The following is a 16,380-nucleotide window of genomic DNA, read 5'->3' on the forward strand; positions in this document are numbered from 1 at the left end:
TCTAATCGTGCCGTTTCACGCGTAATCGGCGCGTTCAGGGCAGAATCTCCGTCGAATTCGTTCGGGGCGCGGAGCGAGGGCGCACTGCTGTCCGCGCGCCAGGCACGGAACCGGGCTTAGCCGAAGCGGCCGGAGACGTAGTCCTCGGTGGCCTGCTCGCTCGGGTTGGAGAAGATCGTGGTCGTGTCGTCGTACTCGATCAGCTTGCCGGGCTTGCCGGTGCCGGCGATGTTGAAGAATCCGGTGCGGTCGGAGACCCGGGATGCCTGCTGCATGTTGTGAGTGACGATCACAATCGTGTAGTCGGCCTTCATCTCCTCGATCAGGTCCTCGATCGCCAGCGTCGAGATCGGGTCGAGGGCCGAGCACGGCTCGTCCATCAGGATGACGTCGGGGTGCACCGCGATCGCGCGTGCGATGCAGAGGCGCTGTTGTTGGCCTCCGGAGAGGCTCGAGCCGGGCTTGTCGAGGCGATCCTTGACCTCTTTCCAGAGGTTCGCGCCCTGCAGCGACTTCTCGATCAGGTCGTCGGCGTCGGACTTGGCCATCCGGCGGTTGTTGAGCTTCACGCCGGCCAGTACGTTGTCGCCGATCGACATGGTCGGGAACGGGTTCGGGCGCTGGAACACCATGCCCACCTGGCGGCGCACGAGCACCGGGTCGACTCCCTGACCATAGAGGTTGTTGCCGTCGATGAGTACATCGCCCGTGACGTACGCCCCGGGGATGACCTCGTGCATTCGGTTCAGCGTGCGCAGGAACGTGGACTTGCCGCATCCGCTGGGCCCGATCAGGGCCGTCACGGTTCGAGGCTCGATCACCAACGACACGTCTTCGACAGCCAGAAACTTGCTGTAGTAGACGTTGAGGTCGTTGACTTCAATGCGCTTGGACATGCATTCCTTTGGATCAGACGGCCGAGGCCGGGAGGTGGAGCCTAGCGGCCGAGCTTGGGGGAGAAGATTTTGGCGATGACGCGCGCGCCCAGGTTCAATAGCATCACGATCAAGATGAGCGTCAGGGCGCCGGCCCAGGCACGGTCGAGGTAGGACTGGGTGTCTGCGCCCTGGTTGGCGTACTGGGTGTAGACGAACACGGGCAGGGTCATCATGCGCTCGTTGAACAGGTCGTAGTTCATGCTGGCCGTGAACCCGGAGATGATCAGCAGCGGCGCCGTCTCACCGATCACGCGGGAGATCGAGATCATGATCCCGGTCACGATCCCGGCGAGGGATGTCGGCAGCACGACCTTGACGATGGTCAGCCATTTCGGCACACCGAGCGCGTACGCCGCCTCGCGAAGCTCGTTGGGAACAAGCTTGAGCATTTCCTCGCTCGAACGAACGACGACGGGGATCATCAACACTGTGAGGGCGATGGCGCCGCCGAATCCGAAGCGGATGCCGGGGTCGTTGAACAGAAGAGAGAACAGGGCGAACGCGAAGAGTCCCGCGACGATCGACGGGATGCCGGTCATGACGTCGACGAAGAACGTGATCGCCCGAGCCAGCCGACCTCGGCCGTACTCGGTGAGGTAGATCGCTGCCAGGAGGCCGATCGGCACCGAAATGAGCGTGGCCACACCGGTGATCAGCAGCGTGCCGATGACGGCGTGCAAGGCGCCGCCGCCCTCGCCCACGACGTTGCGCTGGGATTGGGTGAAAAAGCTCGGGGTGAGAAACGCCGGCAGTCCGTTGACCAGGGTGGTTATGACGAGCGAGAAGAGCGGCAGAAGGGCGACCGCGAAGGCCACGGTCACGAGGGCGGTGACCAGGCGGTCCTTGGCCTTGCGCACGCCCTCGACGAAGTACGAGAGCAGGTAGATGGCGACGCAGTAGACGACGGTGCCGAAGAAGAGCGTTCCGACGATGTTGAATCCCTCGGCAGCGCCGGAGAGCATCACCACGAAGAAGAACGCGCCTGTGACCAGCCAGCTGGCCAGGAGCACGGCCAGAGAGGTGTGCCGAGGAAGCTTGCCCGCGGTGAGGGAGTTCGTCAGGGGCGCGGCCGTGTTCGAGGTCGTGGTCGTGGTCGTCAGGCTCATCAGTTCGCTCCGGAGAATGCCTTGCGGCGGTTGATGATGACGCGGGCGATCATGTTCACCACGAGCGTGATGACGAAGAGAATGAGACCCGTCGCGAGCAGAATATTGACGCCGACGCCGTGCGCCTCCGGAAAGTTGAGGGCGATGTTCGCGGCGATTGTGGTGGGGTTCTGCGAGGTCAGGAGCTGGAAGATGACGTCCCGGCTCGGTGAGAGCACCATGGCGACGGCCATGGTTTCACCCAGGGCCCGGCCGAGGCCGAGCATCGAGGCGGAGATGATCCCGGCACGGCCGAAGGGCAGCACGGCCATGGCGATCATTTCCCAGCGGGTTGCGCCGAGGGCCAGTGATGCCTCCTCGTATAGCACGGGGGTCTGCAGGAAGATCTCCCGGGACAGCGCCGTGATGATCGGCAAGACCATGACAGCCAGCACGATGGCGACCGTGAGCGTCGTGCGCCCGGTGCCGGAAACCGGGCCGGCAAAGAGGGGGATCCAGCCGAACCACTCGACCAGGTTCGTGTAGAACGGCTGCACGAGCGGCGCGAGCACGCCGATGCCCCACAGCCCGAAGACGACGGAGGGCACGGCGGCGAGAAGGTCGATCAGGTAGCCCAGGCCCTGCGCGAGCTTGCGGGGGGCATAGTGCGAGATGAAGAGCGCGATGCCGATGGCGACGGGCACGGCCATGATCAGCGCGAGGAACGCCGCCCAGAGTGTGCCGAACGCGAGCGGCCAGACATACGACCAGAAGTTGGTGGTGTCGCCCTTGAACTCCTCCGGGTCGGCGAGAAAGGCCGGCAGGCTCTGCACAAGCAGAAAGGCCGCTACGGCGGCGAGAATTGCCAGGATGAGGCTGCCGGCCACAATCGTGCTCGTGGCGAAAATGCGGTCGCCGGGGCGTTCCTTGGCCTTGAGCGAGGGTCGCTCTACTGCGGTCGTCATGCCGGGTATCTCCCTGGGAGGGTTGGGGCAAAAGCTAAGAAAGAGAGGTTCAGGTCACAGGCCACGAACCCCAGTCTGCCCGACCCGGTGCTCGCAAGCCATGCGAGTCCCGGATCGGGCAGCTGAGGAACGGCGAAACAGGAGCTACTTGATGGTCTCGAGAACCGCTGCGACCTTGTCCTGGAGTTCGGTCGTCATCGATGCCGCGCCGGCGGATGCTACCGCTTCGGCCTGGCCCTCGGCGCTGGCCATGTAGCCGACGTAGGCCTTGACGAGCTCAGCCTGGGCGGGGTCGGCGTACTCGGTGCAAACGATCGCGTAGCTGACCAGGACCAGCGGGTACTCGGCCGGGTTGTCGGTCATGCGGTTGAGGTCGAACGCGAGGTCGTTGGCTTCGCGGCCCTCGACGAGAGGAGAACCGTCGACGACGGCGGCGGCGGCTTCGGCGCTGTACGCGACGAACTCGTCGCCGACCTTGAGCTTGGCGACCCCGAGGTCTCCGGCGCGCGACGCGTCGGCGTAGCCGATCGTGCCCACGCCGTTGGTGACGGCGTCGACGACGCCCGAGGTGCCCTGCGCACCCTCACCGGTCTGGAACGGGAAGGTGTCGGAAGCCTTCTCGGTCCACACGTCCGGGGCGTTCTGGCCGAGGTAGTCCGCAAAGTTCTTCGTGGTGCCCGAGTCATCCGAGCGGTGCACGGCGGTGATCGCGGTCGACGGGAGCGAGACGCCCTCGTTCAGTGCGACCAGGGCCGGATCGTTCCAGGTGGTGATGGCGCCGGAGAAGATCTTGGCCAGCGTGTCGGCGTCGACGTTGAGGTCGTCGACCCCATCGACGTTGAAGATCACGGCGATGGGGGAGATGTAGACGGGCAGGTCGACCGCGGTGGTGTCCGCTGCGCAAGAACCGAAGGTGCCGGCGAGCTCGTCGTCGCTCAGGTAGGAGTCGGAGCCTGCGAAGTCGGAGCCACCGGCGATGAACGCCTCCCGACCTGCGCCGGAACCGGACGGGTCGTAGTTGATGGTGACGTCCGGGTTCGCGGTCTGGAACGCTGAGATCCAGGCTTCCTGGGCTGAGCCCTGGGAGGACGCGCCACCGGCGTTGATCGTGCCGGTGAGGGCGCTGGCGGAGTCGGACTCCGGTGCAGCGCCCTCGTTCGCGGCGCAGGAAGACAGTGCCAGTGCGGCGACGACGGCGACGACCGCGGGTCGGCCAAAACGCATGAAATTCACAGATATCCCTTTCGAGGGTTGACTTCATAACAAGTGACTGCAGGTTCGAGGCCGGTGCTGGCCTCACCGTGACCATATTCCGCCTGGTTAACGACACCCCTGCGAAAAGGTTAACGGAAGGTGAACGCGGCGGGGCAGGCCGAAAGAAGCAGCGGGGCATTCACCGAATACCGTGGTCAGAGGGCAGGCGAGTGTGTTTCGATCGCGACGATTCCCGCGCTCGGATTGTCGGCGGAGAGGTGCACCACCGAGAACGACCCGGTTTCGAGGGCCGCCGCGTCGGAGATGTACGCACCGTGGGTGGTGCCGGTGGCCAGGGCGATCTCGTGCAGGATCTCGGGGAGAACCGGCCCGTGGCTACAGATCACAGCAGTCTTTCGCGACCGCACCCGCTTGCCGATGCCGGAACGGACATCCGCCAGGCCCTGCTCGAACGCGTCCTGGCTGTAGCGTTCGGTGCGCTTGATCTGGATGCCGGTGGCCGCCGCGAGCGGGGCCACGGTGGTCACGCAGCGGGTCGCCGTGCTCGACACGATCCGCAGGGGCTGCCAGGCGGTGATCGTGGGCACAATGGCGGCGGCCTGCTTGACGCCGCGCTCGGTCAGCGGCCGGCTGCAGTCGGGGCCGTCCCAGTTGCCGGGCTGCACGGTCTTGCCGTGGCGGAGCGCGATCAGGGCGAAGGTGCGGGTGACACCGGTGTCGACGAGCTTGGCGAACGCGTCGATGATCTCCACGTCGGGCGTGTAACTGAGGTAGGTGCGGGCCTTCTTGATGGTGACCCACTCGATCGCCGCGACCTCGCCGTTGGGCACGAAGGTCGAGTGCTGGATGGCCGCGGGCGTGATCTCTGCGGCCCAGTAGTGAACGATCTTCTCGCGGCCGTTGAGCAGCGAGTAGGCGGAGATGCCCAGTGGCACGCCGAGGGCCACGGCCAGGCCGGTCTCCTCCCCGATCTCGCGCACGGCCGTCTGCGGCAGGCTCTCGCCTGGGTCGACCTTCCCTTTGGGAATGGTCACGTCGCCGTACACGGTGCGATGGATCAGGAGAACGTGGATCTTGCCGTCGATCAGGCGCCAGCAGACGGCGCCCGCAGCGTAGATGGCAGGGTCGCTCATCGGCGCCCCGCCGGGCGCTTGCGGAGGGAGATTTGTTGCATGAGCCTGTTCTGCATGTCGTCGAGCGGATGGCCGGAACCGTCCAGGTGGTGGCGCGTCCATTCGCCCGAGCTGTCCAGCCACCACGATGAGGTTCGGTCGTCCATGGCCCGGGTGAAGAGGGCGTCGATTTCGGTCAGGTGGTCAGGGTCGACGAGGCGCACCAGCGCCTCGACCCGGCGGTCGAGGTTGCGGTGCATCATGTCGGCGCTGCCGATGTAGACCTGCGGGTCACCGTTGGTGTGGAACGAGAAGATCCGGGAGTGCTCCAGATATCGCCCGAGAATCGAGCGCACCTTGATGGTCTCGCTCATCCCGGGTACCCCGGGCTTCAGGCTGCAGATACCGCGCACCCAGATCTCGATCGGCACGCGCGCCTGGCTGGCCCGATACAGTGCGTCGATGATGGCCTCGTCGACCATGGAGTTCACCTTGATCCGGATGCCCGACGGCTTGCCGGCCTGGGCAGCCGCGGTTTCCGTCGCGATGCTCTTGAGCAGGGCGCGGCGCAGGTGCAGCGGCGCCACCAGCAGGCGCTTGAACTTCTTCTCGATCGCGTAGCCGGAGAGTTCGTTGAACAGACGGGTGAGGTCCTTGCCCACCTGCGGGTCCGCGGTCAGGAGCCCGAGGTCTTCGTAGAGACGGCTGGTCTTGGGGTTGTAGTTGCCGGTGCCGATGTGGCTGTAGTGGCGCAAAACGCCGTCTTCGTTCCGCACCACAAGCGCGAGTTTGCAGTGCGTCTTCAGGCCCACGAGGCCGTAGACCACGTGCACGCCGGCCTTCTCCAGCTTGCGGGCCCAGGTGATGTTGGCCTGTTCGTCGAAGCGCGCCTTGATCTCCACCAGGGCGAGCACCTGCTTGCCCGACTCGGCGGCTGCGATCAGCGCCTCGACGATGGGGCTGTCGCCCGAGGTACGGTACAGGGTCTGCTTGATGGCGAGCACGTCCGGGTCGGCCGCGGCCTGCTCGAGGAACGCTTGCACGCTGGTCGCGAACGACTCGTACGGGTGGTGCAGCAGGATGTCCCGGCGCGAGATGGCGCTGAAGATGTCCGGTTCCGCGTTCGGTTCCGGGGCGAGCAGCTGAACGGCCGTCGTCGGCACGTGCTTCACATAGCGCAGGTCCGGGCGGTCGATCCGCAGGTCGAACAGGCCGCCCAGGTCGAGCGGGGCCGGCAGGCGGTACACCTCCTGATCGGTGACGTCCAGCTCGCGCACGAGCAGGCCGAGGGTGACCTCGTCCATGTCTTCGGTGATCTCGAGACGGATGGGCGGGCCGAACCGGCGGCGCAGCAGCTCCTTCTCGAGGGCCTTGATCAGATTCTCGGTCTCGTCCTCTTCGATCTCGACGTCTTCGTTGCGGGTGACCCGGAAGACGTGGTGCTCGAGGATGTCCATGCCCGGGAACAGGTCTCCGAGATGGTTCGCGATCAGGTCCTCGAGCGTGATGAAGCGTACGCTGTCTGCCTTCTCGCGTCGGTCCACGCGCACGAAGCGGGGGAGCATGGTGGGCACCTTGAGCCGGGCGAACTCCTGCTTGCCGGTTTTGGAATTGCGAACCCGGACCGCGAGGTTCAGCGAGAGCCCGGAGATGTAGGGGAATGGATGCACCGGGTCGACCGCGAGGGGCATCAGCACCGGGAAGATCTGGTTCGAGAAGTAGTCGCGCAGGGAACGGCGGTCGGCGTCGTCCAGGGTGTCCCAGTTGACGATGTCGATTCCGGCTTCGGCGAGGGCCGGGCTGACGAGGTCCTGGAAGGCGTGGGCGTGCCGGGCCTGCAGAACGTGGGCCGTGGTGGAGATGTCGGAGAGGGCGTCCTGCGGGGCGCGCCCGATGTTGGTCGGCACGGCCAGCCCGGTGAGGATGCGGCGCTTCAGGCCGGCGACCCGCACCATGAAGAATTCGTCGAGGTTGCTGGCGAAGATGGCCAGGAAGTTCGCCCGTTCCAGAGCCGGGAGATCGGGGTCCTCCGCGAGCTCGAGCACCCGCTGGTTGAAGGCCAGCCAGCTCAGTTCCCGGTCGAGGTAGCGCTCGGTGAGGAGCGCCGGATCGTTCACGCCGATCAGGGGATCGAAATCATCGTCAAAGTCGCTGCCCAGGCCCGAGTCGGTCTGAATGTTATCGCCGTCCATTCAACCATCTTGACACTGCGGACCGCGCGAATGCGACGATCTTGGATGAACACTGGTCAACGCGGGCTGCGGCGGTACTGCACATCGATCGTTCGCTCGGTGAACCCGAGCGAACGATACAGGGCCACCGCGGCGGCGCTGTCGGCCTCCACATACAGGTCCGCGGTACGGCACCCGCGTTTGCGGAGGCGGTCGAGCCCGGCCAACATGAGGCGGCGGCCGACGCCGCGACCGGCGGCATCCGGGTGCACGCCGACGACGTAGATCTCGCCCACCGGGGAGCCCGACTCGATCTTCAACCAGTTGTAGCCGACCATCCGACCGGTGTCAGTGCCGGCGTCGCGGGCCACCAGGAAATCACCGGCCGAGAACCACGGTTCGGCACAGCGGGCGGCCAGATCGCTCGCGGTCAGAGCCCCCTGCTCCGGGTGCGCGGCGAACACCAGCGCGTTCAGCGCCACCCATTCCGCGTCGTCCGGCCCGGGCCGGAACGCGTCGATCTGGACGGCGGCACGGATGCCGGTGCGGGCAGGGGCTCCGGGCTCGGCCGGCGCGCTGCCGGCTGTCTCCTTCGACAGGTCCAGCCGCAGCTGCAGCAGGGTGCGCTCGGCCGTGAAAGCGAACCGATCGGCGAGCGCACGGGCAGCGGGGTGGTCGCCGTGCGACCAGATCGTCAGCTCCCCGGGCGCGTCGGCCAGGATTTCGGCCAGGGCGGCCGCGCCGTACCCGTGCCGGCGTCGGGCCGGGTCGACGACGAGGTCGAGTTCGCCGGCGCCGAGGATGCCCGCACCCACGACGACGTTCCCGTCCTTCTCCACGACCAGGAACGGGGCGCGGTGCCCCGCGGCCACGTCGAAAAGGGACTGTTCGTTGAACGGCGCGTAGCCGTCGCCCTGGGTAGCGGTGGCGCTGACCCGGTGGAACTCGGCCGCGAAGGCGGCATCCGTCAGATCAGGCGCAAACCGGATGAATGCCACGGGTGCCGTCCTGTTCCTGCACATTGAAGCGGTAGCCCACGTTGCGCACGGTGCCGATCAGGGATTCCTGGTCGCCGAGCTTGGCCCGCAGTCGCCGCACGTGCACGTCCACCGTGCGGGTGCCGCCGAAGTAGTCGTAGCCCCAGACCTCGCTGAGTAGCTGTTCCCGGGTGAAGACCCGCGACGGATTCGCGGTGAGAAAGCGCAGGAGCTCGAATTCCTTGTAGGTGAGGTCCAGCGGCCGGCCGTGCACCTTGGCGGAATAGCTGGCCTCGTCGATGATGACCCCGGCGGCGCGGATGGTGGCGGATTCCTCCGTGCGGGGCACGCGCCCGACGGCGAGGCGGATGCGCGCATCCACCTCGGCCGGCCCAGCCGTCTCGAGGATGACGTCGTCGACGCCCCAGTCCGGGCTCACCGCGGCCAGGCCGCCCTCCGTGATCACGAGCAGCAGCGGAACGGTGTTTCCCGTGGTGCGCAGAATCTGGCAGAGCGACTTGGCCGCCATCAGATTGGAGCGGGCATCGACGAGCATGAGGTCGGCGTCGGGCGCCGTCACGAGCTGGTCCGGCTGGGCAGGGATGGTGCGCGTGCCGTGTGACAGCAGGGCGAGGGCGGGAAGAACGTCACTGTTGACCGCCGAGGTCAGGATCAACAACTGGGCCACACTCACCCTCCAAGGATTGTGCGCCCCATCCTAGCGTGCCGCGGAAAGGGTCCCGGGCAGGGCAGAATGAGAGGGTGAGCTGGCAGTGGAAGAGCGTCGTCGTGGTGTGGTTGTTCGCGTTCGCGTGCGCCGTGCTGGCCGGATGGCTGTCCCTGCCCGGCCAGCATCTGATCTGGATGAGCCTCTCCTTCGCCGGCTGCACGATCGGAACCCTGAGCGTACAGCTCGCGACCGGACGCAAGGAAGGTTACGTGGACCGGGTGACGACCAGCCTGGTCGGTGCCGTGGCCGTGCTCGCCGCCGCCACCGGAATCTTCGCTCTCGCCGGGCTCCTCTGACTCTGATCTGAGTCAGCCCGTGCTCGTGTGGTTCTGCTGAGGCGTGCCGAGGGGTTATCGCGCGCGAGCGGGCTAGAGTAAGACGTATGTCTATCCTCGCTATCGAAATCTTCTTCCTGGGGCTGCTCGCGCTGGCGAGCCTGTCGATCGCCTGGGTGTCCGGCTTGGTTCTGTTCAAGCTGTACCGGGGGCAGCGGTAGCCCTCGATGTTTGAGCTGCCCCCTCAGCTCCCCTCCGAACTGGTGCCGCTGTCGTGGCTCCTCGGGGTGTGGGAAGGTTCGGGAATCATCGACTATCAGATCGGCGAAGAGTCCGTCAGCCGGGAGTTCGGTCACCGGTTGAGCTTCAGCCACGACGGCCTGCCGCACCTGAATTACAGCTCCTACACCTGGCTCGAGCCGACGCCCGACTCCGACGGCGGTGAGTCGACGCCGCTGATGACGGAAACCGGGTACTGGCGGCTAAGCCGTGCCCAAGGGCTCGGCGATCCCGGTCCGGGTCTGCTGCCGGCCGTGGGTGAGCATCCGTTCGTCACCGCTGCGGCGGTCGAAACCCTCCGCAACGCCGACAACGGCTTCGATATCGACGTGACCATCGTGCACCCCGGCGGAGTCGCGGAAATCTACCTCGGCCAGGTCAAGGGTCCGCGCATCGACCTGGCGACGGATGCCGTGATGCGCACCCAGGGTGCCAAACCCTACTCGGCGGCGACGAGGCTCTATGGTCTGGTCGACGGCCATCTGCTCTGGGCCTGGGACATGGCCGCCTTAGGTCAGAGCCTGCGCACCCACGCGTCCGGCCGCCTCAAGCGCGTCGAATAAACCGGGCATCCCTGCGCGTCACATCCCGGCGCCCCGGCGCCGAACCGTCCGTTGGAAAGAGTTCCCATGACCGATGCACCCGTGTCCCCTCTCCCGTCCTTTCTCCCGTCCTCGCCGCTCAGATCCCCGCTGCTCGAACTCGACGGCGCGGTGCAGGCCGAGGGCATCGACGCCGGCGTGGCCGCGCACTACGGCGGACCTCTCACGGAGCAGCGCCGGCTCCTCGCCGGCGGAGCCGTCGTCGACCTGTCCCACCACGGCGTGCTGAGCGTCGCCGGACCGGACCGGTTGACCTGGCTCAACTCCATCTCCAGCCAGGAGCTGCGCCGCCTGGCGCCGGGGGAGTCCACCGAGACGCTCCTGCTCGACCCGAACGGCCACGTCGAATACGCCATGGCGGTCATCGACGACGGGGTGGAGACCTGGCTGCTGGTCGAGGCAGCCCAACTGCCCGGGTTGCACGCGTGGCTCGACACGATGCGCTTCACACTGCGGGTGCAGGTCGTCGACCACACTCTCGCCTACGCCGTGATCGGGTCGATGGGTGACCCGTCGGTGTTGCCGCTCACACCGGCCGCGCCGAGCGGAGTGCCTCTGGTGTGGCACGACCCCTGGACCCAGGTCTCCGCGGGCGGATACCAGTACGCGCCTGGACCGGCGCACCCGGCCGCCGCGTGGCACTGGACCGAGACCCTCGTCCCCCGCGCGTCCCTGCCGGCTCTGCGCGACGCCGTGCGGAACGGAGGGGTCGCCGCGGCCGGCCTTCTCGCCGTCGAGGCCCTCCGGATCGCGGCGTGGCGCCCGCGCCGGGCCACGGAGGTCGACGAGAAGAGCCTGCCGCACGAACTCGACTGGCTGCGCAGCGCCGTGCACCTGAACAAGGGCTGCTACCGCGGCCAGGAGACCGTGGCCAAGGTACACAACCTCGGGCATCCGCCCCGCCGCCTGGTGCTGCTGCACCTGGACGGCTCCGACGCGGTGCTCCCCGTGCACGGGGACGAAGTGCAGGCCGTGAAGCAGCTGGCCGACGGAACCACCGAGCACCGCGGGATCGGCCGGATCACCTCCAGCGCCATCCATTACGAGCTGGGCCCGATCGCGCTCGCCACGGTGAAGCGCACCGTTCCCGCCACGGTCACCCTTTACGTAGCCTCCCAGGACATCCTCGTCGCGGCCGCGCAGGAGGTCATCGTGCCTCAGTCGGCGGGCTCGGTGGCCGATATCCCGCGCCTGCCCCGGCTCGGCATCCGCACGCCCGGCCACTGACGCCGGTCACTGACCCCGGCCACTGACCCGGGCCGCCGACCCAGCCCCGGCGCGCTCGCCACGTCGGTAGAGTTGGACTCATGTCAGATGCATACAATCTCATCCTTCTCCGTCACGGCCAAAGCCTATGGAACCAGGAAAACCTTTTCACCGGCTGGGTGGATGTCAGGCTGAGCGAGCAGGGCGCGGGCGAAGCCAAGCGCGCCGGCGAGCTTCTCGCCGAGTCGGGCCTGCTGCCCGACATCCTGCACACCTCATTACTTACCCGCGCCATCCAGACCGCGAATATCGCTCTGGAAGAAGTTGACCGGCTGTGGATCGACGTCAAGCGCTCCTGGCGGCTCAACGAGCGCCACTACGGCGCCCTGCAGGGCCTCGACAAGGCGGAGACCCTCGCAAAGTTCGGGCCCGAGCAATTCCAGCTGTGGCGCCGCTCCTTCGACGTTCCGCCGCCCGTGCTGGCCGACGATTCCCGCTGGTCTCAGGCGCACGACCCGCGTTACGCGGCGCTCGGCGACGACCTGCCCCGCACCGAGTGCCTCAGCGACGTCGTCGACCGGATGCTGCCCTACTGGGAATCCGACATCACCCCCGACCTGCGTGCGGGCAAGACGGTTCTCGTCACCGCCCATGGCAACTCGCTGCGCGCGCTGGTCAAGCACCTCGATGGCATCAGCGACGCGGACATCGCCGAGCTGAACATCCCCACCGGCATCCCGCTGGTCTACCGCCTCGGCGCGGACATGATGCCGCTCGGCCCCGGCCGCTACCTTGACCCCGAGGCTGCCGCCGCCGGTGCTGCCGCCGTCGCGGCCCAGGGAAACAAGAAGTAGCGTCCAACCCACCAGGAACGAGAAAGCCCCGGAAGCGACTGCTTCCGGGGCTTTCTCGTTCCTGGTGACGCCGGAGCGCCTGGACTCTAGGCGTTCGTGTTCTGCTGCCAGGCGCCGGTGCCGAGGTACTGCACCTTCTTCGCGATCGAGACCGCGTGGTCGGCGAAGCGCTCATGGTAGCGGCTGGCGAGGGTGGAGTCGACCGTGTCGGCCGCCTGGCCCTTCCAGGTCGCCCCGAGCACGGCGTCGAACACGCTGAGGTGCAGCGCGTCGACCTTGTCGTCTTCGTTGCGGATGGTTTCGGCCAGCTTCATGTCCTCATTGGTCAGAAGCGCGGTGAGCATGTGCGCGATTGCCGTGACGAGCGTGCCCATCTCGGCGAAGGTGGCGCGCAGGCTTTTCGGCACGACCTTGTCGGGGAACCGGTAACGGGCCAGCTGGGCGATGTGCGTGGACAGATCGCCCATCCGTTCGAGTGACGCGCTGATGCGCAGGGCGCTGACGACGATGCGCAGGTCGCGTGCGACCGGCTGCTGGCGGGCCAGGATCGTGATGGCCAGCTCATCGAGTTCGATGGTCAGCTCGTCGATCTTCTCGTCTTCGGAAATCGCTTCTTCCGCCAGACCGACATCGGACTCGTTGAAGGCGCGCGTCGCCTTGTCGATGGAGATCGCCACGAGTCGGGAGATCTCGACAAGGCGATCCTGCACTTCGGCGAGTTCCTGCTGGAATACTTCACGCATGGTGTGTGGTCCTTCCTGGGCGCGCGTAACACGCAGACGCGTGAGACCCACCTGGCCCCACCGAATCATGGGGGAGGGAGGTTAACGGCAGGTGCCGTGGTCTTGAACTCTACCTAAAGTAGCCTGCGCGCCGGGACGGCCCTGTCACCCACCCGGAATAAACGTCAGTATTCTGGATGAATGGAATCGACAGGGCTTGTGCTTCTGGCGCTGGCCCTCGGCCTGACTGTCGGGGCCGGTTTCATGACGCTGCTGCACGTGGCCGAGCGTCACGGTCGGCGCGCCGCCGAGGTCGTCAACCCGGCCGTCCCCGACGGAATCGACCAGGTGCTCGACGCACTGGAGACGGCCGGTGCCGTCGTCGACCCGTCCAACAACGTGATCAAGGCATCCCAGGCCGCGGTGTCGATGGGACTGGTCTGGAACCGGCAGCTGGTGCACTCCGAGCTCCTGAACCTGATCAGCCAGGTGCGCCGTTCCGGCGAGCCGATCTCGGACCATCTGGTCCTCTCCCGCGGGCCCTTCGGTGATGCCAGCATGCGGGTGCGGGTGCGGTTGGCCCGGCTGGGAACACGGTACGTTCTGGTGCTGGCGGAGGACCGCACCGAGGCCTTCCGGCTCGACGAGGTGCGCCGAGACTTCGTCGCCAACATCAGCCATGAGTTGAAGACGCCCATCGCCGCCGTGGGGCTGCTGGCCGAGGCGCTCACCCAGGCGGCGGACGAGCCGGTGCAGGTGCGCCGCTTCGCGAACCGCCTCACCACTGAGTCCGGTCGCCTCAGCCGCCTGACCCAGGAGATCATCGAATTGTCCCGCCTACAGGCGCAGGATTCCCTGACCGAGCCCGAGATCGTCAACGTCGACGTCATCGTGGCCACGGCGGTGGACCAGAGCCGGGTAACCGCGGAGGCGGACCGGATCACGATCGCCCTCGGCAAGAAATCGGGGGCTGAGGTGAGCGGCGACGAGCGGCTCCTTGTGATGGCCGTGCACAATCTCGTGGCCAATGCAGTGAACTACTCAGCAGAGGGTTCCCGCGTCGGGGTCGGGGTGCGCAAGAACGCCGGAGTCGTCGAGATCAGCGTCACCGACCAGGGCGTGGGCATCGAGGAAGCCGATCTTGATCGGATCTTCGAACGCTTCTTCCGGGTCGACCAGGCCCGCTCGCGGCACACCGGCGGTACGGGGCTCGGCCTCGCGATCGTCAAGCACATCGTTCAGATCCACGGCGGCGACATCCGCGTCTGGTCGCAGCCGGGCAGCGGTTCGACCTTCACCATCCGCCTCCCGGAGGCGCCGCACCCCGCTTCGGCGGCGATAGGAGACACCCCATGACCCACATCCTTCTAGTCGAAGACGAGAGCGCGCTCAGTGAACCGCTGAGCTTCCTGCTCGAGCGGGAGGGGTACGAGGTCACCGTCGCCGAAGACGGTCCGAGCGCCATCAGCGAGTTCGACCGCACCGGTGCAGACCTGATTCTGCTCGACCTCATGCTCCCCGGCATCCCAGGCACGGAGGTGTGTCGGGAGATCCGCACGCGGTCGTCAGTGCCGATCATCATGCTGACCGCCAAGGACTCCGAGGTGGACATCGTGGTCGGGCTCGAGCTCGGCGCCGACGACTACGTCACCAAGCCGTATTCGACCCGGGAACTGCTCGCCCGCATCCGTGCCGTTTCCCGGCGCCGCACCGACGAGGTCGGGGAGGACCTGAGCCTGCTGTCGGCGGGCACAGTGCGGATGGACACCGAGCGGCACACCGTGACAGTGTCCGGCGAGATCGTGAACCTGCCGCTGAAAGAATTCGAGCTGCTGGAGTTCCTGCTCCGCAATGCCGGCCGGGTGCTCACTCGAGGTCAGCTGATCGACCGGGTCTGGGGCAGCGACTACTTCGGGGATACCAAGACCCTGGACGTGCACATCAAGCGGATCCGGTCGCGGATCGAAGCCGCCCCCTCGGATCCGACCATGCTGGTCACCGTGCGCGGCCTGGGCTACCGCTTCGACGCCTGAGGCCGGGGGCGACGGAGGGCGCCCGCGCGGGAATGCGTGCCGCGATCCGGAGCGGCCGGTCGGCCTCGCCCTACGGGGCGGAGGTCGGCAGCAGCGTCGAGTACTCCTCGAGCGAGCCGTCGAGCACCGGGACGAGAACTTCGACGCCGGTCTCGTTGCCGTACTGGAAGAAGACGGGGAACAGCGATCCCGGCGCGACGTCGGCCGCGACGGTGACGGTCGGGGCATCCGGTGTGCCGAACGTGACGCTGGAGTTCGCGTCCACGTTCACCTCCTGGGTGAACTTCTCGGTGCCGTCGTCGTATTGCACGTTCAGGTTGTGTGCCGAATCGCCCAAGTTGACGACGGTGACCACGAGGTTGGCGATGTTGCCGTCGTCCGACAGAAGCATGGCGTTGCGGATGGCGAGGTCGCCGACATTGCCGCTGACTCCGTCGCTCGCGTCGTATTTCGCGGTCGTCGACTGCGGTGCCAGGAGATTGCAACCGCTGGTCCCCAGAAGGATGCCGGTCGCCACAACGACGGACACGATGATACGAGCTTTCACAACGCCTCCAACAGTTTACCGTTCCGCCTGACGGCCAAACGCTGCAAATTTAGCTTTCCCCTTCAGCCTACCGGCTCCCGTCGGGCTGAGCCGCGCGCGCCCGGGCGCGGCGCACCTTACCACTGGCGGCTGTGGTATCCTCGACGTTGCTGAAGGGATACACATATGCTGTTTGAGGTTGGCGAAACTGTCGTTTATCCCCACCATGGTGCTGCGACGATCACCGAGGTGAAGACGCGCAAGGTCAAGGGTGAAGAGAAACTGTACCTGAAGCTGAATGTCACCCAGGGCGATCTGACCATTGAGGTTCCCGCCGAGAACGTCGACCTGGTCGGCGTTCGCGACGTGATCGGCCAAGAGGGTCTCGACAAGGTGTTCGAGGTGCTGCGCGCTCCCTTCACCGAAGAGCCCACCAACTGGTCCCGCCGGTACAAGGCCAACCTGGAAAAGCTCGCATCCGGCGACGTCATCAAGGTGTCGGAGGTCGTTCGTGACCTGTGGCGCCGCGACCAGGACCGGGGCCTGTCCGCCGGCGAGAAGCGGATGCTGGCCAAGGCCCGTCAGATTCTTATTTCAGAGCTGGCCCTGGCGGAGAAGACCGACGAAGAGAAGGCCTCCACGGTCCTCGACGAGGTCCTGGCGTCCTAACCGGCATAGCCGGAACCGGCA

Annotated in this window: 17 protein-coding genes; 7 read left to right on the forward strand and 10 right to left on the reverse strand. The window is 66.6% G+C overall.

Annotation, left to right across the window (positions count from 1 at the left end; genetic code table 11):
* Nucleotides 1-116 precede the first annotated feature (116 nt).
* The 8 genes from pstB to E3N86_RS01625 form a co-directional block, all read right to left on the reverse strand.
* On the reverse strand, nucleotides 117-896 hold the full coding sequence (gene pstB, locus E3N86_RS01590) for a phosphate ABC transporter ATP-binding protein PstB (RefSeq protein ID WP_104100159.1): 780 nt from the start codon (nucleotides 894-896) through the stop codon (nucleotides 117-119).
* A 41-nt stretch (nucleotides 897-937) separates the two neighbouring features.
* The gene (gene pstA / locus E3N86_RS01595; protein ID WP_134511198.1) at nucleotides 938-2,044 is read right to left on the reverse strand and encodes a phosphate ABC transporter permease PstA; all 1,107 of its coding nucleotides are present in this window, start codon (nucleotides 2,042-2,044) and stop codon (nucleotides 938-940) included.
* A complete protein-coding gene (pstC, locus tag E3N86_RS01600) occupies nucleotides 2,044-2,988 on the reverse strand; it encodes a phosphate ABC transporter permease subunit PstC (RefSeq protein ID WP_104100157.1) in 945 nt (314 codons plus the stop codon). Before pstC ends, pstA begins: the two co-directional genes overlap by 1 nt.
* A gap of 144 nt (nucleotides 2,989-3,132) precedes the next feature.
* Complete coding sequence (gene pstS / locus E3N86_RS01605; RefSeq protein ID WP_370295271.1) at nucleotides 3,133-4,221, reverse strand: phosphate ABC transporter substrate-binding protein PstS; 1,089 nt, start codon at nucleotides 4,219-4,221, stop codon at nucleotides 3,133-3,135.
* A gap of 176 nt (nucleotides 4,222-4,397) precedes the next feature.
* Nucleotides 4,398-5,336 (reverse strand): NUDIX hydrolase, encoded by a 939-nt coding sequence (locus E3N86_RS01610; protein WP_134511200.1) that lies wholly within the window; start codon nucleotides 5,334-5,336, stop codon nucleotides 4,398-4,400.
* Complete coding sequence (locus E3N86_RS01615; protein WP_104100155.1) at nucleotides 5,333-7,507, reverse strand: RNA degradosome polyphosphate kinase; 2,175 nt, start codon at nucleotides 7,505-7,507, stop codon at nucleotides 5,333-5,335. The genes E3N86_RS01610 and E3N86_RS01615 overlap by 4 nt, the downstream gene beginning before the upstream one ends.
* 56 nt (nucleotides 7,508-7,563) lie before the next feature.
* Nucleotides 7,564-8,484: a mycothiol synthase gene (gene mshD, locus E3N86_RS01620; protein WP_241985910.1), complete on the reverse strand. Its 921-nt coding sequence runs from the start codon at nucleotides 8,482-8,484 to the stop codon at nucleotides 7,564-7,566.
* Nucleotides 8,459-9,151, reverse strand: coding sequence for a response regulator transcription factor (locus E3N86_RS01625; RefSeq protein ID WP_134511218.1), 693 nt, complete (start codon nucleotides 9,149-9,151; stop codon nucleotides 8,459-8,461). Before E3N86_RS01625 ends, mshD begins: the two co-directional genes overlap by 26 nt.
* Nucleotides 9,152-9,225: 74 nt before the next feature.
* Between E3N86_RS01625 and E3N86_RS01630 the strand changes: the two genes are divergently transcribed.
* The 4 genes from E3N86_RS01630 to E3N86_RS01645 all read left to right on the forward strand — a co-directional run bounded on the left by E3N86_RS01630 (nucleotide 9,226) and on the right by E3N86_RS01645 (nucleotide 12,409).
* Nucleotides 9,226-9,489, forward strand: coding sequence for a hypothetical protein (locus tag E3N86_RS01630; RefSeq protein ID WP_104100152.1), 264 nt, complete (start codon nucleotides 9,226-9,228; stop codon nucleotides 9,487-9,489).
* Between the two features lie 206 nt (nucleotides 9,490-9,695).
* The gene (locus E3N86_RS01635) at nucleotides 9,696-10,310 is read left to right on the forward strand and encodes an FABP family protein (RefSeq protein ID WP_104100151.1); all 615 of its coding nucleotides are present in this window, start codon (nucleotides 9,696-9,698) and stop codon (nucleotides 10,308-10,310) included.
* 66 nt (nucleotides 10,311-10,376) lie between these two features.
* Complete coding sequence (locus E3N86_RS01640) at nucleotides 10,377-11,576, forward strand: folate-binding protein YgfZ (protein ID WP_134373885.1); 1,200 nt, start codon at nucleotides 10,377-10,379, stop codon at nucleotides 11,574-11,576.
* An 80-nt stretch (nucleotides 11,577-11,656) separates the two neighbouring features.
* Complete coding sequence (locus E3N86_RS01645) at nucleotides 11,657-12,409, forward strand: phosphoglyceromutase (RefSeq protein ID WP_134342230.1); 753 nt, start codon at nucleotides 11,657-11,659, stop codon at nucleotides 12,407-12,409.
* Between the two features lie 86 nt (nucleotides 12,410-12,495).
* On the opposite strand, the gene phoU is transcribed toward E3N86_RS01645, so the two are convergent.
* Nucleotides 12,496-13,152: a phosphate signaling complex protein PhoU gene (gene phoU / locus E3N86_RS01650; RefSeq protein WP_104100148.1), complete on the reverse strand. Its 657-nt coding sequence runs from the start codon at nucleotides 13,150-13,152 to the stop codon at nucleotides 12,496-12,498.
* A gap of 180 nt (nucleotides 13,153-13,332) precedes the next feature.
* On the opposite strand from phoU, the gene E3N86_RS01655 reads away from it, so the two are divergent.
* Together E3N86_RS01655 and E3N86_RS01660 are read left to right on the forward strand one after the other, a co-directional pair.
* Nucleotides 13,333-14,487, forward strand: coding sequence for a cell wall metabolism sensor histidine kinase WalK (locus tag E3N86_RS01655; RefSeq protein ID WP_104100147.1), 1,155 nt, complete (start codon nucleotides 13,333-13,335; stop codon nucleotides 14,485-14,487).
* A complete protein-coding gene (locus tag E3N86_RS01660; RefSeq protein WP_104100146.1) occupies nucleotides 14,484-15,164 on the forward strand; it encodes a response regulator transcription factor in 681 nt (226 codons plus the stop codon). The genes E3N86_RS01655 and E3N86_RS01660 overlap by 4 nt, the downstream gene beginning before the upstream one ends.
* A 70-nt stretch (nucleotides 15,165-15,234) precedes the next feature.
* Here the strand turns inward: E3N86_RS01660 and E3N86_RS01665 are convergent, their stop codons facing one another.
* Nucleotides 15,235-15,711: a hypothetical protein gene (locus E3N86_RS01665; RefSeq protein WP_134511202.1), complete on the reverse strand. Its 477-nt coding sequence runs from the start codon at nucleotides 15,709-15,711 to the stop codon at nucleotides 15,235-15,237.
* Nucleotides 15,712-15,876: 165 nt separating this feature from the next.
* Here E3N86_RS01665 and E3N86_RS01670 point away from each other — a divergent pair, with 165 nt between their 5' ends.
* A complete protein-coding gene (locus E3N86_RS01670; RefSeq protein ID WP_134373887.1) occupies nucleotides 15,877-16,359 on the forward strand; it encodes a CarD family transcriptional regulator in 483 nt (160 codons plus the stop codon).
* Nucleotides 16,360-16,380: the final 21 nt, after the last annotated feature.

The organism is Cryobacterium sp. Hz7, assembly GCF_004402815.1.
GTDB classification, from domain to species: domain Bacteria; phylum Actinomycetota; class Actinomycetes; order Actinomycetales; family Microbacteriaceae; genus Cryobacterium; species Cryobacterium sandaracinum.